Source organism: Pseudomonas viridiflava, assembly GCF_900602065.1.
Taxonomy (GTDB): domain Bacteria; phylum Pseudomonadota; class Gammaproteobacteria; order Pseudomonadales; family Pseudomonadaceae; genus Aquipseudomonas.
Genome location: NZ_UWFN01000350.1, coordinates 385,093 through 405,923, shown reverse-complemented (window position 1 = coordinate 405,923; position 20,831 = coordinate 385,093). Strand labels below are relative to the sequence as shown.

Annotated in this window: 16 protein-coding genes; 4 read left to right on the top strand and 12 right to left on the bottom strand. The window is 56.2% G+C overall.

All coding sequences use genetic code 11. The features are described from left to right. The first annotated feature begins 127 nt into the window (after positions 1 to 127). The 4 genes from EE949_RS28865 to EE949_RS28850 are packed head-to-tail and all read left to right on the top strand — an operon-like array spanning position 128 to position 3,362. Entirely contained in the window at positions 128 to 916 is a 789-nt protein-coding gene (locus EE949_RS28865) for a MetQ/NlpA family ABC transporter substrate-binding protein (protein ID WP_122667395.1), read from the top strand. Between the two features lies 1 nt (position 917). Further along, entirely contained in the window at positions 918 to 2,060 is a 1,143-nt protein-coding gene (locus EE949_RS28860; RefSeq protein ID WP_122667394.1) for a methionine ABC transporter ATP-binding protein, read from the top strand. Next, complete coding sequence (locus EE949_RS28855; protein ID WP_122667393.1) at positions 2,050 to 2,694, top strand: methionine ABC transporter permease; 645 nt, start codon at positions 2,050 to 2,052, stop codon at positions 2,692 to 2,694. The genes EE949_RS28860 and EE949_RS28855 overlap by 11 nt, the downstream gene beginning before the upstream one ends. 41 nt (positions 2,695 to 2,735) lie before the next feature. Further along, positions 2,736 to 3,362 carry a class I SAM-dependent DNA methyltransferase gene (locus EE949_RS28850; protein WP_122667392.1) on the top strand — a complete coding sequence of 209 codons (627 nt, stop codon included), beginning with the start codon at positions 2,736 to 2,738 and terminating at the stop codon, positions 3,360 to 3,362. A gap of 244 nt (positions 3,363 to 3,606) precedes the next feature. Here the strand turns inward: EE949_RS28850 and EE949_RS28845 are convergent, their stop codons facing one another. The 12 genes from EE949_RS28845 to EE949_RS28790 all read right to left on the bottom strand — a co-directional run bounded on the left by EE949_RS28845 (position 3,607) and on the right by EE949_RS28790 (position 20,617). Then, positions 3,607 to 4,065, bottom strand: coding sequence for an REP-associated tyrosine transposase (locus EE949_RS28845; protein ID WP_122667391.1), 459 nt, complete (start codon positions 4,063 to 4,065; stop codon positions 3,607 to 3,609). Between the two features lie 176 nt (positions 4,066 to 4,241). Then, on the bottom strand, positions 4,242 to 7,340 hold the full coding sequence (locus tag EE949_RS28840; protein ID WP_122667390.1) for an efflux RND transporter permease subunit: 3,099 nt from the start codon (positions 7,338 to 7,340) through the stop codon (positions 4,242 to 4,244). Next, positions 7,337 to 8,404: an efflux RND transporter periplasmic adaptor subunit gene (locus tag EE949_RS28835; RefSeq protein ID WP_122667389.1), complete on the bottom strand. Its 1,068-nt coding sequence runs from the start codon at positions 8,402 to 8,404 to the stop codon at positions 7,337 to 7,339. The genes EE949_RS28840 and EE949_RS28835 overlap by 4 nt, the downstream gene beginning before the upstream one ends. Beyond that, positions 8,401 to 9,519: an efflux RND transporter periplasmic adaptor subunit gene (locus tag EE949_RS28830; protein WP_122667388.1), complete on the bottom strand. Its 1,119-nt coding sequence runs from the start codon at positions 9,517 to 9,519 to the stop codon at positions 8,401 to 8,403. Before EE949_RS28830 ends, EE949_RS28835 begins: the two co-directional genes overlap by 4 nt. Positions 9,520 to 9,913: 394 nt before the next feature. Next, complete coding sequence (locus EE949_RS28825) at positions 9,914 to 10,126, bottom strand: DUF6124 family protein (RefSeq protein WP_122667387.1); 213 nt, start codon at positions 10,124 to 10,126, stop codon at positions 9,914 to 9,916. Positions 10,127 to 10,604: 478 nt separating this feature from the next. Further along, positions 10,605 to 11,612, bottom strand: a complete 1,008-nt coding sequence (locus EE949_RS28820; RefSeq protein WP_122667386.1) for an ABC transporter substrate-binding protein — start codon at positions 11,610 to 11,612, stop codon at positions 10,605 to 10,607. A gap of 168 nt (positions 11,613 to 11,780) precedes the next feature. Next, complete coding sequence (locus tag EE949_RS28815) at positions 11,781 to 12,635, bottom strand: ABC transporter permease (protein WP_122667385.1); 855 nt, start codon at positions 12,633 to 12,635, stop codon at positions 11,781 to 11,783. 151 nt (positions 12,636 to 12,786) lie between these two features. After that, positions 12,787 to 13,665: an ABC transporter ATP-binding protein gene (locus EE949_RS28810; RefSeq protein ID WP_240350470.1), complete on the bottom strand. Its 879-nt coding sequence runs from the start codon at positions 13,663 to 13,665 to the stop codon at positions 12,787 to 12,789. 15 nt (positions 13,666 to 13,680) lie between these two features. Further along, a complete protein-coding gene (locus tag EE949_RS28805; protein ID WP_122667384.1) occupies positions 13,681 to 14,577 on the bottom strand; it encodes a TauD/TfdA dioxygenase family protein in 897 nt (298 codons plus the stop codon). A gap of 402 nt (positions 14,578 to 14,979) precedes the next feature. Beyond that, positions 14,980 to 15,762: a MetQ/NlpA family ABC transporter substrate-binding protein gene (locus EE949_RS28800; protein ID WP_122667383.1), complete on the bottom strand. Its 783-nt coding sequence runs from the start codon at positions 15,760 to 15,762 to the stop codon at positions 14,980 to 14,982. Between the two features lie 191 nt (positions 15,763 to 15,953). Next, the gene (locus tag EE949_RS28795; protein WP_122667382.1) at positions 15,954 to 17,072 is read right to left on the bottom strand and encodes an RHS repeat-associated core domain-containing protein; all 1,119 of its coding nucleotides are present in this window, start codon (positions 17,070 to 17,072) and stop codon (positions 15,954 to 15,956) included. Between the two features lie 2 nt (positions 17,073 to 17,074). Further along, entirely contained in the window at positions 17,075 to 20,617 is a 3,543-nt protein-coding gene (locus EE949_RS28790; RefSeq protein WP_122667381.1) for an RHS repeat protein, read from the bottom strand. Between the last annotated feature and the right edge of the window lie 214 nt (positions 20,618 to 20,831).

The following is a 20,831-nucleotide window of genomic DNA, read 5'->3' as shown; positions in this document are numbered from 1 at the left end:
TGTGGGAGCGGTGCTTGCCCGCGATGGCCTGGAAACCCAATCGCAGGCAAGCCTCGCTCCCACAATGGAATGCGATCAAACCAAACAAACAACACAACTAACCCCTGCAACACACCGGACACTCACCATGAAAAAACTCATCAGCACCCTGGCCTTGAGCCTGTTGACCCTCACCGCCCATGCCGCCGACGCGCCGCTTAAGGTCGGCACTACCGCGGCGTTCGCCATTCCGCTCGAAGCCGCAGTTCAGGAAGCGGCCAAGCAAGGCCTGAAGGTCGAGCTGGTGGAATTCACCGACTGGATCGCACCTAACGTCAGCCTCGCGGCGGGCGATATCGACGTGAACTATTTCCAGCACATCCCGTTTCTGACCAACGCCAAAGAAGCCGCCGGGTTTGATCTGGTGCCGTACGCGCCGGGGATCATCAACAACGTCGGCTTGTATTCCAAGAAGTACAAAAGCTTCGATGAACTGCCAACCGGCGCCACAGTCGCCATCGCCAACGACCCGATCAACAGCGGTCGTGGTCTGCAACTGCTGGCCAAGGCTGGCTTGATCACCCTCAAGCAAGGCGTGGGTTACAAGGCAACCGAAGAAGACATCGTTGCCAACCCGAAGAAAATAAAGATCATTCAGGTAGAGGCCGTGCAACTGGTTCGCGCCTATGACGACGCTGATCTGGTTCAGGGCTACCCGGCCTATATTCGCCTGTCGAAAACATTCGATGCCGAATCGGCGATTCTCTTTGACGGTCTTGATCATCCGGAATACGTCATCCAGTTCGTGATCAAGCCGCAGAGCAAAGACGATCCGCGCCTGGCCAAGTTCATCGACATCTACCAGCACTCGCCCGTCGTGCGCGCTACCCTGGACAAGGTCAACGGCAAGCTCTACCAAGCCGGTTGGGAAGGTTGATATGAATGCATCCGTGCAACGCCAACTGCCACCTGAACCGACGGGCGCAGCGCATTCGGCAGCTCATTCGACGAGCAACGCCGAACTGCACGCTGACCTGAACCGCGCTCACGTGCGGTTCATTAATCTGGGCAAGACTTACCAAGGTCAGCAAGGCCCGGTGGATGCCCTGCAGAACATCGATCTGGCGATCCAGAAAGGCGAAATTTTCGGCATCATCGGTCGCAGCGGCGCGGGCAAGTCGTCGCTGATTCGCACCATCAACCGTCTGGAACAACCCAGCAGCGGTCGGGTGCTGATCGAACAGACTGACATTGGCGAGCTTAACGAAGACAAGCTGGTAGAACTGCGCCGACGCATCGGCATGATCTTCCAGCACTTCAACCTGATGTCAGCCAAAACGGTATGGCAAAACGTCGAACTGCCGCTCAAGGTTGCGGGCGTGCCCAAAGAGCAGCGTCAGCGCAAAGTCACTGAGCTGCTGGAACTTGTCGGTCTGCAAGACAAGCACAAAGCCTATCCGGCGCAGCTGTCGGGAGGCCAGAAACAGCGTGTCGGCATTGCCCGCTCGCTGGTGCATGACCCGGCGATTCTGCTCTGCGATGAAGCCACTTCAGCGCTTGACCCAGAGACCACTCAATCGATCCTCGGTCTGCTGCGCGAGATCAATCAGCGCCTGGGCCTGACGATCATTTTGATTACCCATGAAATGGCCGTGATCCGCGATATCTGCGACCGCGTTGTGGTGCTTGAGCAAGGCCGCGTCGTCGAGCAAGGCCCGGTCTGGCAAGTGTTTGGCAACCCGCAACACGACGTCAGCAAAACCCTGCTCGCGCCGCTGCAGCACGGCTTACCGGAAGACTTGCAGGCGCGGCTTGCTGCCGAGCCGCAAACCCCGGACGCCAAAGTGGTGCTGGACCTGCACTTCACCGGCGACAGCGGCGAAGAGCCTGATCTGGCTGCACTGTTTGCGGCACTCGGTGGTCGCGTCAGTTTGCTGCAAGGCGGCGTTGAACGGATTCAAGGGCATGCATTGGGCCACTTGCTGCTGTTAGTGGCAGGCTCGCCGCACAGCATCGACACACTGTTGAGCCAGGCGCGCAAACAGGCGCAACACGCGGAGGTACTGGGCTATGTGGTTTGATCGCTTGCTGCAAGGCGCCATCGATACCTTCCTGATGGTCGGTGTCTCGTCGTTCATCGCGCTGGTGTTGGGCATTCCGCTGGCAGTGATTCTGGTCACCAGCGGCAAAGGCGGGATTTATGAAGCGCCGGCGCTCAACCAGGTACTGGGCGCCTTCGTAAACCTGTTCCGCTCGATCCCGTTTTTGATCCTGATGGTCGCGCTGATTCCCTTTACCCGGATGATCGTCGGCACCACGTATGGCGTCTGGGCTGCCGTCGTACCGCTGACCATCGCGGCCACGCCGTTCTTTGCGCGCATTGCCGAAGTCAGCCTGCGCGAAGTTGATCACGGGCTGATTGAAGCGGCACAGGCCATGGGCTGCCGGCGCTGGCACATCGTCTGGCATGTGTTGTTGCCAGAGGCACTGCCGGGCATCGTCGGTGGTTTCACGATTACGCTGGTGACCATGATCAACTCATCCGCCATGGCCGGTGCGATTGGCGCGGGCGGGTTGGGTGACATTGCTTACCGTTACGGCTATCAGCGCTTTGATACCCAGATCATGCTGACTGTGATTGTGCTGCTGGTGATTCTGGTCGCAGTCATTCAACTGGGCGGCGATCGTCTGGCCAGAGGTCTGAACAAGCGCTGAGTGAGTTATATTTGGCGCCTCACTGCTCAGACAGAGTCGCCATGAAGCTCCAAGCGCAAGACCTCGCACAGATCACCGACAAAACCCTCGGCCACTACAACCAAGTGGCCGAGGACTTCCGCGAAGGCACCCGCGACCACGACGTCAGCCAGAACATTGCCGCGTTGCTGCGCCACATTGAAGGTGCAGCGCCGTGGCAGATTCTGGATTTCGGCTGCGGGCCGGGGCGTGATCTGAAAACTTTCAGCAGTATGGGTCATGTGCCGGTGGGCCTGGATGGCTCTGAACGCTTCGCTGAAATGGCCCGTGCTGAAACGGGCTGCGAAGTGTGGCAGCAAAATTTCTTGGAGCTGGATCTGCCAGCCGAGCGCTTCGATGGCATCTTTGCCAACGCCGTACTGTTTCACATCCCCAAACAGGAACTGCCCCGCGTTCTGCGTGAACTGCATGCCACGCTAAAACCGGGCGGCGTACTGTTCAGCTCCAACCCCCGAGGCGATAACCGCGAAGGCTGGAACGGCCCACGGTACGGCTCGTACCACGACCTGGAATCCTGGCGCGAACTGCTCAATGCTGCGGGGTTTGTTGAGCTGGAGCATTACTATCGCCCGGCTGGATTACCGAGAGAGCAGCAGCCTTGGTTGGCGAGTGTTTGGCGTAAGGCTTAACACCGAGTCGCCTGTATCGCGGGCAAGCACCGCTCCCACAGGAGACCGCGTTCTTAGGTTGGAATGCAGTCTGAATGTGGGAGCAGCCCTGGCTGGCCAGTGTTTGGCGCAAGACTTAACACCGAGCCGCCACATTCGCGGGCAAGCACCGCTCCCACAGTAGTACGCATTCTCAGGTAGAAACGCGATTTTCTGTGGGAGCGGTGCTTGCCCGCGAAGGGCGCGACTCGGTTTCAGAAAACGGTTAAATCCAAACAGCATCCCAAAGCGGATAATCTCCAACTCGTCTGACCAACCCGGCTCTTACAGGATTCAAGATGACGTAACGAGCGACTGCTTTCAAATCCTCTTCCCGGCGGATCGCCCGATCATGAAAGCTTTGCTGCCAAATGCTGCCGGTATGCTTCAAAGCGCTGCTCACTAAAAAATTGGCACGCGACTTGGTACGTCCAACCGCATAGCTCAACGACTCACTTCTAAGCTCAAGCAGCCAGTGAAAGTGATCAGGCATCACTACCCAGGCAAGTGAGTTAACAAGCCCCTCACACTCTGCTTGGTGGAACTGCATCACAACAATTCGACCGACCCGCCAGTCACGAAAAATCGGTTGGCGGTCTTTGGTATTGCAAGTAATTAGATAGATCCGACCTTCTTCGCTGTGGCGGCCAATGCGTAACTTTCGGGATTGATGAAGTGATCGCATTCCATTGCCTTTGAGCTCTAGTGGAACTCAAAAAGTAGATCACGCGGGTGATCTGCTGCTCTGGATTAATTGGCTGGATGTGTCTGGCCTTAGAGCCGAGTCGCGGCTATCGCGAGCAAGCTCAGCTCCCACGGTGCTTGCATTAACTGTGGGAGCTGGGCTTGCCCGCGAAGACATCAACTCGATTGCGCTGACTCACCACCCCTCTCAGCCTGCTCCCGCTGCTCATCACTCGGCTCTTTAATCCGATACCACGCCACATACAGCGCTGGCAGAAACAGCAGCGTGAGCAAGGTCGCGATGATAATGCCGCCTATCATCGCGTAGGCCATCGGCCCCCAGAACACTTCGCGGGCGATGGGGATCATGCCCAGGCTGGCAGCCGCTGCCGTAAGCAGAATCGGCCGACGGCGATGCTGGGTGGCTTCGGCCACGGCATCCCACGGCAAGTATCCATCACGCTCATAGGCATCGATCTGCGTCACCAGAATCACCGAGTTACGGATGATGATGCCAATCAGCGCCAGTATCCCGAGGATCGCCACAAAGCCCATGGGCGTACCGGTCGGGATCAGCGCCAACACCACGCCAATCAAACCCAAAGGCGCGACGCTGGCGACCAGGAACATCTTCTGCACACTGTGCAGTTGAATCATCAGGAACGTCGCCATCAGGAAGATCATCAGCGGCACGACACTGGCAATCGGTCCTTGAGCCTTGCCGCTTTCTTCAACGGTGCCGCCAGTAGCAACCTTGTAGCCAGCCGGCAAACCGGCAGCAAACTTGTCGATCTCAGGTTTGAGCTGCTTGACCAGATCCGTCGGCTGCATGTCATCCGCTACCGCTGCTTTAACCGTGATAGTCGGCTTGCGGTCACGACGCCACACCAGCGGCTGCTCCAGCTCGTAACGTACCGTCGCAAACGCCAGCAACGGAATGGACGTGCCGCCCGGCGTCACAATCTGCAGGTTCTGCAGGGTTTCCGGCGAGCCTCGTTCAGCGTCTTCAGCGCGCCCAACCACATCGATCAGGTAAATATCATCGCGCACCTGAGTCACCGGCGAGCCGCTGACGATGCTGTTCATCAGCTTGGCCACGTCCTCGGATGACAAGCCTAACTGACGCGCCTTGTCCTGATTGATGTCGATACGCAGGACTTTGCCCGGCTCGTTCCAGTCATAAATCATCTCGCCGACATGCGGATTGGCGTCCAGCAGCGTAGCCAGTTCGATGGCGTGCTGGCGGACCTTGTCGATGTTTTCGCCACTCACCCGATACTGCAGCGGACGCCCCACCGGCGGCCCCATTTCCAGTGCCTGCACGAAGCTGCCGATGCCGACGAAGTCTTCACGCAGACGCTTGGTCAAGCGCTCACTTAACGCGGCGCGCTGCTCCAGGCTTTTGCTGACGATGACCAACTGCGCGTAGTACGGATTTTCCAGTTGCTGGTCTAGCGGCAGGTAGAAGCGCAGAGCGCCCTGACCGATGTAAGTGCTCCAGCGCTCGATGTCCGGATCGTCCTTGAGGGTTGCTTCAAAGCGATCGACTGCCTTGCGGGTTTCGTTGATCGAAGCGTTTTGCGGCAAGTTCAGGTCAACGAGGATTTCCGGGCGGTCCGAGGAAGGAAAGAACTGGTTCTGCACGAACTGCATGGCGAACACCGCCGCCACAAACATCAGGATGGTGAAAATAATGGTGATCCAGCGGTGCCGCATCGCCCAGAACATGCTGTTGTTGAAACCGCGGGCAATGCGCCCTTCCTTTTCTTTTTCGTCCTTTTTCTTGATGTTGGCGCTCAGGATATGCACACCAATGACCGGCGCAAACAGCACCGCTACCACCCACGACACCAGCATCGCCACGGCAATCACAGCAAACAGCGTGAAGGTGTACTCCCCCGCCGAACTGGCGTTGAGACCGATGGGCACAAACCCGGCGACAGTGACCAGCGTACCGGTCAGCATCGGGAAGGCCGTCGAGGTATACGCGTAAGTCGCCGCCTGCTCTTTGGTTTCGCCCATCTCCAGGCGCGTGACCATCATTTCCACGGTGATCATCGCGTCGTCCACCAGCAAGCCGAGGGCGATGATCAATGCTCCGAGGGAGATCCGCTGCATGGTGATGCCGCTGTATTCCATGAACACAAAGACCATGGCCAACACCAGCGGGATCGAACAGGCGACCACCAGCCCGGCGCGCACGCCAAGGCTGACAAAGCTGACGATCAACACAATCACCACCGCCTCGAACAACGCGCTGGTGAAGCCGCCGACCGCCTTCTCAACCACTTCAGCCTGATCCGAGACGTTGTGTACGCCCACGCCGACCGGCAGGTTGGACGTCGCAGCATCCATGCGCCCGTGCAGGGCCTTGCCGAACTCCTGAATGTTGCCGCCCTTCTTCATCGCGATAGCCAGGCCAATGGCTGGCTTGCCGTTGAAGCGGAACAGCGGTTTGGGCGGGTCAACATAGCCACGCGTGATGTCGGCAATGTCACTCAAGCGGTAGAAGCGATCGTTGAGGCGCAGATTGACCTCAGCCAGATCCTTCTCCGACACAAACTGACCTGAGGTCCGCACCGAAATACGCTCCGGCCCGGCCTCGATGACACCCGCTGGCGTGACCGCGTTCTGCGATTGCAGGCTTTGCACCACCTGGCTTTGATCCAGGCCCAGCGCCGCCAGCTTGCGGGTCGAGAAGTTCAGGTACAGCACTTCGTCCTGCTGGCCGATCATCTCGACCTTGCCCAGCCCTGGCACTTCGCGGATTTCCGTGCGCACCTGCTCGACGTAATCACGCAGCTGACGCATGGAAAAACCATCCGCCGTGAACGCGTAAATCGACCCGTAAACATCACCGAATTCGTCGTTATAAAACGGCCCTTGGGTGCCTTGCGGGAATTGCGCGCGGATGTCGTCTATCTTCTTGCGCACTTGATACCAGATCTCCGGAATGTCCTTCGCGGAGGTGGTGTCGTGCAGGAAAATCATGATCGTTGACTCACCCGGACGCGTGTAGCTTTTCACGTAGTCCAGCGAGTCCAGTTCTTCGAGTTTCTTCTCGATGCGGTCGGTGACTTGCTCAAGGGTTTCGTCCACCGTCGCGCCCGGCCAGCGGGTTTGTACGACCATGGTTTTGATCGTGAAGGACGGGTCTTCTTCACGCCCAAGATTCATGTAGGAAAACACGCCCATCAACAGCGCGACGAACATCAGGTACCAGACAAATGACTGATGCTTGATGGCCCATTCGGACAGGTTAAAACTCCCTTTCATCGCGGGCTTTCCTCATCGACTTTAACTTTCTGGCCCGGCTTGAGGCTGTTGACCCCGGCACTCACCACCCACTCGCCGGGTTTGATCCCGTTGCTCAATACAAAACTGTCGTTGCTGCGGCTGATGACGTTCACGGTCCGCGGATTAACTGTCTGGTTTTGCCGGTCGATGATCCACACCTGCGCCTTGCCATCCACTTCCTGCAGCGCATTGATCGGTAGCTCAGTGCGCGAAGCAATAGCCGAACTGAGGCTGACGCTGATCGCGGTGCCCAGGCGGAACGCTTCAGGCGTCTCTTTCAGGGTCAGTCGAGCACGGCGTGTACGCGTGGTGCGCTCGGCTTGCGGCTCGATTTCGCGCAGCGTTGCGGTGGTGTTGATCTGCGGGTCGAGTTGGCTGGCGACTTTGAACTCGACGCCTTCGGGCAACTGGTCCGCCAAGGTGCCAGGCAAATCGATCACCGCTTCTTTGACGTCCGGACGAGCCAGCGTCACGACCTCTTGCCCGGCGGTGACCACCTGACCGGCTTCAGCCTGCCAGCGCGTAACGATGGCGGCGTGATCAGCGCGCAATTCGCTGTAACCCAACTGATCCTGGGCCTGGCTTAGCGCTGCGCGTGCTTGTTCCAGCGATGAGTTGGTGGTTTTAAGATCGGTCTGCGCGACGTCCAGGTTCGCCTGAGCACCCACGCCCCGATCAAACAACTCCTGCTGACGCCGGGCATTGGCTTGCGCGTTGATCCACTGCGCCTGAATGCGTGCCAGATCGCCCTGACGAGCGCGCACATTGTTCTGCTGATCAGTGGGATCCAGCGTGGCTAGCAATGCGCCTTTGGCGACTTCACTGCCGACGTCGACGCTGCGTTGAGCAATTCGCCCGGCCACCCGGAAACCCAGGGTGCTTTCATAACGCGCTTCGATGTTGCCGGCAAAACGGCCGAGACTTTCTTCAGAAATCGCGTTGGCTTCGACATGCAGCACGGGGCGTACCGGCTCCGGCGCAGGCTCTTCCTTGCTGCACGCGGTCAAGAATGGCAGCAACAGTAACCACGACAAACGCTTCATGGCTGCACCTTCGCGGTTTTCTGTTTCTCGCTGGCGGCGATTTCCACCTGCATGTCCGGGTGCAGCAACTGCCCACCGGCCACCACCACTTTCTCACCGGGTTTCAAGCCATCGGTGATGATCACTTTGGCGGTCAGGTAACGGCCAACCGTGACGGCCCTGAGATTGGCCTTGCCCTGATCGTCCACCACCCACACTGCGGGCTTGCCCAAGTGATCGCCCAAACCTTTGGTCAGGGCGGCCCATGGCAGTTCGATGCTGGCTTTGCCCGGCGTGGTCAGCGCGCCGCTGACCACCGAGCCAAGGTCCATGCCATCGGGTAATTTCTCGAGGGCGATTTTGACTTGCACGGTGCCGGTTTCAGCTGACACGGCCGGGGTCACTTCACGGACTCTGCCGATCGTTTTGATTTGCGGGTTATCAAGCAGCGTCACCACCACCGGCTCATCACCGGACGCCTGGGCGAACAGTGACTCATAGACGTTGAACACCGCGTCACGCTCACCATCCCGGGCAAGGCCGAAAATCGGCACGGTAGCCTGGACCACTTGCCCGACTTCCGCCTGACGCTCAGTAATCACACCCGGTGCATCAGCCACCAACGCGGTGTAGCTCAATTGCTCGCGGGCGTTCGCCAACTGAGCCTGCGCGGCGTTAAGCGCACTTTGACTGCTGCGTAATGCGGCCTGCGCGGAATCGTATTCGCTGCGGCTGGTGTAACCTTTGGGCAGCAGTTTTTCCTGTCGCACAAAGGCTGCTCGGGTCTGCGTCACACGGGCCTGTTCTGCAGCAACAGCGGCCACGGCGGAATCGACGTTGGTCTGCAAGTCTTTAGGGTCTAGCCGGGCCAGCACTTGCCTGGCCGTGACCCGATCACCCACATCCACCGTGCGCTGGATAATCTTGCCGCCTACGCGGAATGAAAGCTGAGTCTGTACGCGGGCCTGAACGTCACCGGTCAAGGCGACCTGAGCGGCGTAATCAGCGGTTGCGACTTCCTGCACATAGACTCTAGGCAGGTTGGCGTCAGCAGGTTTTTCCTCGCCGCAGCCGGTGAGAATCGCCAGGGACAACGTCAGGCCAAACAACGCCAATCTTGGGGGGAAAGCGGGCATGCAGACTCCTTATGCGGATGCCGTGCGCGTGCCTCGCTGTAAACAGTGGGTGGCACCGTGACTATGCGACTCTAAGCGTAGATCAGGGTTCCTTGAGGTGCGTGATTGGTTGTGCAGAACACGGTGGATTCTATGTTGGCCTGCAAACACAATTCCCGTGGGAGCGAATTCATTCGCGAAGAGGCCGGTGCATCCGCAGCCTTTGTATTGCCTGAACTACAGCTTTCCCGAATGAATTCGGTCCCACCGGATGGCGAAAAACCTGTGGGAGCCGGGCTTGGCGGCGATAAGGCTGGACGCGGTTGACCTGATAACTGCGGTGCCTGTATCGCGGGCAAGCACCGCTCCCACAGAGATAGCGTTTCAGCCTCAGAATTGAGTTGATATGCGGGCTTCAGTTGGGTTCGACGCGTTCCAGTGAGCGGTCGAGTTCGGCTTTGGCCATGGCGATCAGGTGGACAACCGAGAAGGCCAGGTCGCGTTTGGGGCCGTTGAGGGTGTCGCCGGTTTCATAAGCGGTGGCGGCTGCGCAGCGCAGTAGGTCGCTGACGTGCAGCAGCGATTCTTCGAGGGTTGGCAGCGGTGGATCTGGTGTTAATTTTTTCATCGTTGATTCCTTTTGTTGAAGGAGCCACCGAATGTTCGCTGCTAAACAAATAGAAGGTGGCGGCTTTGTCGCGGGTTAGCAGACCGGTGGAATCAACAAGACCGGCGCACCCGAAGATGCCCCACGCAAAGCCGCCATAACGCGGTACTTGCGCTGTCAATTCACGAAGCAGGCTGCTAAACCCGATCACTGATGAGTCAGTGACGGACGCAGCCTAGTGTCCGAAATTGGCACGCGCAAGGGCTCAGGATTTTCTAGGAAAGTTCGCACAGAAGAAAGGGAAACAGCCGCAGGAAACAGCCTTCAAAGGTGGGTTTTTCGTGAGGTGAAGTTACAAAACAGCCGCGCCCCCCTCTCCCCGTGGGAGCGAATTCATTCGCGAAGGCTGAATAACAGACGACGAATTTCTGTCGGCTGTACAGGCCTCTTCGCGAATGAATTCGCTCCCACGGGGAGAGTAACTCTGGTTTGGTATCGCTTAGCTACCCGCACCACCATGCGCTTCTTCGAAGAAGTAATCCTTCCAGCTCGCCGCTTTGTTTTTCAGCACGCCCAACTCTTGCAGTTTTTCTGCATAAATAAAGGTGCGCTGCGGGGTGATGGTGAAGTCGATTTCCGGATCGGAAACGATTTTCTCTACAAATGGCAGCGCCAGCTTGGATTGCTCTACACGGATGTAAGTCTGTGCAGCGGCAGGCTTATCGGCTTTGATGATTTTCTCCGCTTCAGCCAGTGCGTCGTAGAACGCTTTGTAGGTTTTCGGGTTTTCGTCGTGGAATTTCTCGGTGGTGTACAGCACGTTGAACGTCGCCTGACCGCCCAGCACGTCGTAAGAACTCAGCACTTTATGCACGCTCTTGTTTTCCAGCGCCTGGTACTGGAACGGCGGGCTGGAGAAGTGCGAATTGATTTCGGAGCCGCCCGAGATCAACGCAGAGGTCGCGTCCGGGTGTGGCAGGCTCACCGAGATGTTGTCGAATTTCTTGAAGTTCTCGTTACCGAACTCTTTGGCGGTCTCGATCTGCAAGGTGCGCGACTGGAAGCCCACGCCAGCGGCTGGCACGGCGATGCGGTCTTTGTCGGTGAAGTCCTTGAGGGTTTTCACGTTCGGGTTGTTGGTCAGCAGGTAGTTGGGCATCGAGCCCAGCGACGCGATAGCTTTGACGTTCTGTTTGCCTTTGGTGCGGTCCCAGATGGTCAGCATCGGCGGCACGCCTGCGGACACCACGTCCAGCGCGCCAGCCAGCAGCGCTTCGTTCATGGCGGTCGCGCCGGAAATGCTGTTCCAGTCGACCTTGATGTCGAGGCCCTGCTCTTTACCGTGCTTTTCGATCAGTTTTTGATCACGGACCACGTCCAGAATCAGGTAACCGATACCGAATTGCTGAGCGATGCTGATCTTGCCTTCGGCCTGTGCGCCGCCGCTGAGTAGCCCGATGGTTGCGGCGAGCGCGACGATGGCTGAGCGCTTGAAAGGAATTGCCATTTGAAACCTCACGAGAGTTCGAATGTTTGTTTTTGATCTTGTGGGAGCGGTGCTTGGTCTGGGCGGCATTCCGACGATAAGGTCTACGCGATCTAAAGTGAACCGCGCTCAGCCTTATCGTCGGAATGCCGCCCAGACCAAGCACCGCTCCCACAGGGGAATTGCATTTCAGCGCTGCATACCCCAGCGCTTGACGGTCAGGCGCTCGACGTTGGCGAACAGCAGGTTTTCCACCAGCAGGCCGATCAGGATGACGGCAGCCAGGCCAGCAAAAACTTTGTCGGTGTACAGCTCGTTGCGGTTCTGGAAGATGTACCAGCCCAGACCACCCTTGCCGGACGATGCGCCGAAGACCAACTCGGCCGCGATCAGGGTCCGCCAGGCGAACGCCCAGCCGATTTTCAGACCCGCCAGAATCGACGGCAGCGCCGCAGGGATCAGGATGTGCCAGACAAAGCGCAGACCTTTGAGGCCATAGTTGCGACCGGCCATGCGCTGGGTTTCCGAAACGCCGAGAAAGCCCGCATAGGTATTGAGCGCCAGCGCCCACAGCACCGAATGCACCAGCACAAAAATCAGGCTGTTCTGCCCCAGCCCAAACCACAGCAGCGCCAGTGGCAGCAGCGCAATGGCAGGCAATGGGTTGAACATCGCGGTCAGGGTGCCGAGCAGGTCACGACCCAGTTGGGTAGAGACCGCCAGAGTGGTCAGGGCAAAGGCCAGCACAATGCCGATCAAGTAGCCCTGAATCAGTACCGTCAGGGAAATCCACACCTTGCTGATCAGCTCACCAGAAAGAATGCCGTCGTAAAAAGCAGCAGCAGTCTGCAGAAAGCTGGGCAGTAACAGGTCGTTGTTCTGAATCCGCGCGGCGACTTCCCAAAGGATGGCCAGCACGATCAGGATCACGGTTTTACGGACCCAGCTGACTTGCCAGATGCGTTGCACCAGCGGGATGTCACGGGCCAGGTCTTCCTGAGTGAAAGGCTCCAGCGTGACTTCGTATTCTTGACGGATGTTCATGGTGTGGCTCTCTCGGTATCTGTTCGCGCCAGATCCCTGTGGGAGCCGGGCTTGCCCGCGATGAGGCTGGATGCGGTTCACTTTAGATCGCGTCCAGCCTTATCCCGGGCAAGCACCGCTCCCACAGGGGATCAGCGCCAGCAGGCAGAAATTAATAAGCGATCCGGATGTCCTGGAAATTCAGCTCGCGGTCAACCGACTGCTCTTCGCCTTCGTCGAACAACAACCGGTGAATACGCTGGGCGGTGTGCTGGAAGCCAACGCCGCCGAGGCTCTTCAGGTCGTATTGATGGCTGTTGATTTCAGCGCGAACGCGGCCCGGATGCGGCGACAGCAACAGGATGCGATTACCCACCACCAACGCCTCTTCGATGGAGTGAGTGACAAACAGCAGGGTGAAGCGCACTTCTTCCCACAGCTCCAGCAGCTCTTCCTGCATCTTGCGACGGGTCAAAGCGTCGAGAGCGGCGAACGGTTCGTCCATGAGCAGGATTTTCGGCTGCATCGCCAAGGCACGGGCAATCGCTACACGGGCTTTCATACCGCCAGACAAGGTATGCGGATAGGCATCGGCGAACGCGCTCAAGCCAACTTTCGCCAAGTAATAGTGGGCGCGCTCCAGTGCTTCCTTGCGCTTCAAAGTACGCGAGGCGAGCAAAGGGAAAATCACGTTTTCAATGACGGTTTTCCAGGGCGGCAGTTGGTCGAACTCCTGGAACACCACGATGCGGTCCGGGCCTGGCTCATGGACTTCGGTGCCCGCCAGACGGATCTGCCCTTCGCTGGGTTTGATGAAACCCGCCACAGCCTTGAGCAAGGTGGATTTGCCGCACCCCGAAGGGCCGAGCAATACGAAGCGATCCGCAGGATCGACTTCAAAACTGACTTGATGAGTCGCCCGCACCACACGCTCGGGCGTGCGGTATTCAAGGCTTACATTCTGGACTTGCAGCAGGGCTTCAGCAGCGGGCTGGTCGACCTGTTGCGCAATCGAGTTTGCGCTAGCCGTGTGGCTTTGCAGAACAGTCATTAAAAGCTCCCGGTATTAAAACGGCGCATCGCCCTGGATGGTGGTGCGGTGCAGGCGGCGACGCAGATGGTCTGGGGTGCCGCCCGCCAGATGGATCAGCGAGCGGTTGTCCCAGAAGACCATGTCGTTCGGTGCCCACTTATGGCGATAAACCCCTTCTGGTCGAACGCTGTGGGCATACAGCTCGTTGAGAATCTGCTGACTCTCGTCTTCCGGCAGGCCGACGATGTGCGTGGTGAAACCTTCGCTGACAAACAGCGCCTTACGACCGTTTTCCGGGTGCGTGCGCACGATCGGATGGCTGACCACCACGACTTGCGCCAACTGCTCGGCAGTCAGGGTCGGGCGCCAGTTTTGCGCGTTGTGCCCGTCGCGATAACGCGAGGTGTAGCTGTGCACGGCTGAGCGGCCTTCAACGGCTTTGCGCAGATGCTCCGGCAGGGTGTCCCAGGCCTGGTGCATGTCGGCGAACAAGGTGTCGCCGCCTTCGCTTGGCAGTTCTTGCGCGTAGAGCATCGAGCCCAGGCTCGGCAGTTCTTTATAGGAAAGATCGGAGTGCCAATACTTGCCCGCGTCGCCCAGGCCCAGCGGCTGACCGTTTTCCACAATGTTGGAAACGATGAGGATTTCCGGGTGGTTGGCCAGCAGGAATTGCTTGAGCACGTGGATCTGCAGCACGCCAAAACGGCGGCTGAAGTCAATCTGCTGTTGCGGGGTGATCTGCTGATCGCGGAACACCACGACGTGGTAATCCAGATGCGCGCGGTAAACACGGGCGAAGTCTGCGTCATTCAGCGGTCGGGACAGGTCGAGCCCAACGATTTCAGCGCCCACTTTCTCGGCGAAAGGACGCACCTCAAACTGTTGAGATGCAGCTTGAACAGATGATGAGGCGAGGGACGCTGCTGACATGGCTCGGACTCCAGAAGACTGGTGGTAATGAGCCATGACTTTATAGGTATAAGAACTTAAATTTAAATATCGTTATTGCATATAGATAGTTCGGTTTGAGCTAGGGGCTTGTGAAAGGCTCAACCCTGCCACAGGAGTTTGCGCCAGGCGCGATTGAAGCAACTGGATAGCCCGGATGGAGCTGGGGGTTAGTGAAAAACTCAACCCTGCCGCTGATCCTGTGGGAGCGAATTCATTCGCGAAGGCGATTTTCAAGATCCATAAAGATGCAGCGGATTTACTGGCCTCTTCGCGAATGAATTCGCTCCCACAGGATTTGTGCCAGGCGCGTTTAAACCACACACAAAAACGCCGACGCTGTTACCAGCGTCGGCGTTGGGTATTACGTGTTCAACTCAGCAATCAGAACGCTGGCAGTACTGCGCCTTCGTACTTCTTGTTGATGAAGTCTTTCACTTTCTGGCTGGTCAGCGCCTTGGACAGTTTCTCGATCGCGTCGGTGTGAGCGTTATCGGAACGTGTCACCAGGAAGTTCACGTAAGGCGAATCAGCACCTTCGATGATCAGCGCGTCTTTAGTCGGGTTCAGCTTGGCTTCCAGCGCGTAGTTAGTGTTGATCAAAGCCAGGTCAACCTGCTTCAACGTACGCGGCAATACAGCTGATTCCAGCTCCTGGAACTTGAATTTTTTCGGGTTGGTAGCGATGTCTTTAGGCGTCGCCAGTGCATTGGTCGGATCTTTCAGCGTGATCAGGCCATTCTTCTGCAACAGCAGCAGGGCACGACCGGCGTTACTGCCTTCGTTAGGGATGGCGATTTTTGCGCCTTCAGGCAGCTCGGAGATCTTCTTCCACTTGCTGGAGTAGCCACCGAACGGTTCAACGTGAACGCCAACACCGGTGACCAGCGTCGCGCCTTTACCTTTGTTGAAGCCATCCAGATAAGGCTTGGTCTGGAAGTAGTTGGCGTCCAGACGTTTTTCATTGAGTTGTACGTTTGGCTGCACGTAGTCGGTGAACACCTTGATTTCCAGATCCACGCCTTCTTTAGCGAGGTCTGGCTTGATCAGCTCAAGGATTTCCGCGTGAGGAACTGGCGTAGCACCGACCACCAGTTTCTCGGCTGCTTGAGCCACGCTTACCGAAAATACGGCCGCCAGAGCGGTCAACAGCAATGTCTTTTTCATGCAATGTCCTTAGAGAAAATTGAGGTCGGTCTTTACGACAGCTCTTCAATGAGTTGCCCCTGACGCAGGGATGCAGTCGGGGGCGTGGAGCGGACATTACCGATATTTTTTATTCCAAGACAATACTTTTTTAGCAATTGCTTATGCTTTTTTGTCGATTGGAATTAAACCAACGCTCTCTGAGTTCCGCGTCAAGGCAACGCGCGAATGCTCCCTTCGTGCTCTCCTGATGAAACATAGCTGTCCGCATTTCCACTCATATGGGGCTGCCAAGTCTCGCTGCCACCCGTATTTGGGGGGCTCAGGTAAGGAATGACATAATCGCGCGCCACATCCAGCCCGCTCATCGCGTATTTGGCGTATTTGAGTCCCGACAGAGCATCGGATGCATCATTCAGATGGCTGACAGCCTTCAGCGATTTACGAGCTGATCGATAAAACTCAGAAACCTCGGATGCGCTTTTCACAATCCGCGTATTAGCAATCCTGGAAATATTTCTTCGCACCAGCTTGGTAGGCGATAGTACTTTGCTCTTGCCTAATAGCCCACGCCCCAGGACGAAAGATACTGCACCGAACCCAAGACTGAATTTGTCTAGCGCATCACCTGTCGGAGAGTCCGGTGCGAGGTTTTTCACAACCTCGCTACCAATACCAAGTACATTGGACGCGATGTCAGTGATGGCAGCAAAAGCCACCGGGGCGGAAAAAGGAACAATGGCGAGGGTTGCGACAGCGACTGCAATTGCAGCAACAGCCGTGATGATTCTGAAAATCGATTTAAACGAAAAATGCCCTGTTGGATCGCTCAGGTTAATGGGATCTCCTACGCAGTACGCATAAGGATTAACACCACCTGCTCCGAAAGGGCTCATGTTGTCCGGACTTTGAAAACGCATAAGCCGCGGGTTGTACGCACGATAGCCATTACCCAATAGATAGCAGCCCGTTACAGGATCAGGCTGTTCGCCGTTTAAACCGATCAGGCTATCGAAGCCGACATTACTGGAGCGGTGGCCGTACGGTGTGTACCCAAACGGCTGCGGTACTTTACGAGTATGTGCTTCTAAGACAGTCCCTTGCTGATTGCTCGCAAACAGGGTGCCGGAATAGCTGTTGCCCACTCGTCGGCAGTAGCCGAAAGTCTGGTCGTCATGTTCAAGAAAAACGGTGGTCTGATCACCCTGAGTCTCTGAGGAAACATGCCCATGGCTATAGAGTCTGTTCGTGTTGCCCGTGCCGGGCATGTCGAACCCGATTAAACGATCCATGGCGTCATAGTGATAATTTATTAAAGCGTCCCTGCTCATTATTATGCTCCTGTTACAGTGGTGAGACGACCGAGTTCGTCATAAATCATCTTGCGGCCGCGATCATCATTGAGCTGATTGCCGTCCGCATCATAGGTGAAGTCAGCGTTCTGGCTAGCGTAGTCTGGATGAGTATTAGACACTCGGGTCAACTGGGTTTCGTCCTCATTAAGATAATGATAGCGTGCGTCATTGAAACCCGAACGGCCACTCGCAAAGACAGTCCTTACCCGGGTGATATTATCCAGTTCGTTATAGAAGTAGAGTTGGCTCGTTATTGTTTTACCCGCCGCATCTACGGGTGCTCTCGGCCCTGAACACTCGTAGCCCCAGAGCCGACCACGAGGGTCGTACTCAAAGGTTTCCTTCAGCAAGAGCCCCTGCTCGTTCGATAGAACCCTTTCAAGCAACTTGTCCACCGGACTGTATGTTTGCGTCAACTCTCGCCAGCCGTTGGTAAACACTGTGATGCGCCGTTTTATTTCCCGGTCAAAATCATCGTACTCTAGCTGGCTGGTCACTATTTGTTGGCCGACCGACTCCCGAGCCGAAATCCTGCTGACTCGACCGTGACGGTCGTATTGGTAATCGACTTTCATGGGGTTGCGAACGACATCTCGAATCCGCAGCGCACTATCGTAGCTGATCGTCTTGGTAAAACCGTCCGTGGTTTCATACTCTAACTCAAGCCCGTTTAGAGAATGACGATAGTGACCACCCGCCTGCACGCCAGACTGGTGAACGTTATTATCCTTCAACTGCCCTGACGAGAAATATTCCTGTGACTGCTGACTACTGCCACTAGAGGCCTGGACCAAGCCAGCGTGCACGTTATCGTATTGAAACCTGGAAGCGGGTATGGCGCTTCCCGACACTTCGCGCTTCACTAGTTGGTTATCAAGTGCAGGTTCATATTTGTATTCAATAACTTTTCCACTGGCCTTGGTGTGGCTTGCGGGCCAGGTCTGCGCGCCTTCATAACTGAAGGTTTCTGTGCGGCCACCGACCGTCAGGCTAGTCACGCGGAGTAAACCGTCATATTCACGCTCGCCAGCCATATAATCGTTTACCCAAATCTGGGTCGCTAGATCATCCAGGCTGTGCTCCACGTACTCTTTCTCGACAACAGTTCCATCGGGTAACGTCGTGGATGACAATCGACCTGCAAAATCGTAGCTGAAAGTCGTAACCAACCCCACTGCATCGTTTTTTTCAGTGCACCGACCCAGGCCGTCATAGGTATAGCTCGTTACACCATGAGACTCTCCATGTCTATCGAACCGTTCGACCTGGCTGTCCTTTGCAAACAGATTTTTGGTCGTGACGATTTTGCCGCTTCCCTCGCGCCATTCGCTGTGCTTTAGAGAAACAGGGTCCTGCTGGGCGTAGCGAGTAACGTTGTCAGGGCCAGTCGTCGCCATGCGCTGCCCCCAGTCGTCATAAGTATGGCGGGTGACCAGTGGGTAGGCTTTACCGTCGAGCCAGTCAGTATGGGTTTCCTCGACTAGTTGCCCAAAGCTGTCATATTTCGCGTTGTAGACCACGCGCATCGGCTGTTTGTCTGCGTCCATATCCTGACGCTGCACCCGCACCTCTCGGCCCAAGCCATCCATCTGCGTCTCCGATCGCGCACCATTGGCGTGAGTGACTGTGCGCTCAACCGGATCCAGATGAATGTCATGTAACTTGTAGCTATAACCGCGCGTGGCTTCCTGTGGGGTTTCAGGCGAAACAGTCTCTTGAGTGATACGCCCCAGTTGATCAAACGTCCGGGTTGTCACGACTCCCAGACTATCAACAGACCGAACCTCATTACCGCTTACGATATCCTGCCAGGAAACGCTCTCACTGCTCGCCTCGCCTTTGCCTTTTACAGTGGTCGTGCTAATCAGAATATTATCCTCGATCGCGTAAGTGTATGTGGTGGTGTTAGGAACACCTCCGACACGCTCGACCCTCTCGGACAATCGGCCCGCAAAGGCATTGAAGTTGGCTTCGTATTTAAAGTTGACGGTCATCCTTGAGTTACGCTCCGTCCCCACGTACGTACTCTCTTGATCCAGTACATGAAACCGTGCCGGTCTACGTCGCACATTAGGTTCGGTGACGTAGCGATAACGCGTAATCAACGTTGGTTCGGTCCCGTCTCCAGGTGCTGGGGATACGGTCTTCTGCTTAAGCCAGCGCTCAATTCGCACAAAATCAGCAGGGCAACCGTCAGAGCTGGTAATCGGGTAATACTCAAACGTTTCTGTCACACCTGATGCGGATACCTGCTTCAAGAGATTGCCATTGAGATCGTATTCGGTAAGGGTGGTTTCCTTACGCTTCTCGGTGGGTTTGGCAGTATCGAAGTACGTGGTATCGACCTGCGTGGGCAGCTGGAAATTTCTGGGCTGGCCAGAAAACTGGACATCTTTGAGCACGGGATACTGGATCTCACGCTCATTAGTTTTACCGGACTGTGTGGTCACTTCTTTGATTAACAAGTGAAACCGATTGTAGGTGCGCTTGATCGAGCGCCCCGCCCCGCTGCCACGAGTCATGATCTCCGTTGTGTCGTACTCGTAGTTGGCGTGAGTAGAATAAAGGTTATCCCGGCCGGGTGCCCAAGTCACACCGCCGCCGCCCAAATAATTATTGGAGGAGTAATGGTATTCCCTTCGAATGGTTGGCTGGCTCAGACCGGGAAGAATCAAGTAGCTTTCCACTGCCGGTACCGTTGCAATGGGAGCGCCTTGCGGGAGACTTAAACCGTTGCGCCGATAGTTGATTTGTTCCGTCGCCCCTGTGGGCAAGCGCACAACAGTCAGCACGGCATGGTGACTGATCGCTTCATAGGTAAATCTCCATGAAGCAATGGGCTTTATGCCTCTATTCGCCTCCGTGCGGATTGATACCGCTCTCAACCATCCATTATTGTCCAAATCGTAGATAAGTTTCTTGGCGGGATCGTCTGGCCAAAACACTATTGAGTAGCCTGTTCGCCCTTTCCACTCGGTCGCCATAAGGCGCCCGTTTTCGTCTCGAATCTCATTCAACCTGACCTTGCCGTACAGGACTTGGCAGTTGACACTTACCTCTCGCCCTTCTGGCGAGTTGATCCTGGAAACGACCCAAAGATCCGACTTGATTTCAGTCAGGGTCTCAATGATCCCCGTCTTGTGAATGATTCGGATGGTTTTGTGAGCATTTGAAACTTCGCCTCTAAAATCAGCAAGCTTATTCCTGAGCAGTTGAAGGGACGTGCCGGTACTTCTTGCCTGAAAGGTTTCCCCGGTGGACAGCTTGAGTAAGCCAGCCTGGGTATCAAACTGAGTCAACGGAAGATCCCAGTTAATTCCAAAGCCGATATCTTCACCCCCGGCAAGCGGGTCGTAATGAATGCCCAGCCTTATTACTGGGCCCATCAAGTTGTTAGCATTCAATTCCGGAAAAGGAATTCTACAGCTATAAGTACCTGTACGAGGATCAACGCCAGATTCTATAAAGCTCAATTGATTTCGGGCATCAGAATAGGTGCCCATCATGGGGGAAAATGTCATAAAAATAGCCTACATAAATGAAAGGTAATATCAATTTGTAATGAAGAGTTTATTAACTTAACAATAACGCGACGCCTAAAAACAACAGGTCTTACATAACGTTGAAACCAGCGTGGACTAAAGTTTTTACCCTGTCTAGCAGTTGAAATCAGCGGTAATAAACAGCAGCTGGAATTTGCACTCCTAGAAGAAAAATAATAGGCAAGGCAACCTC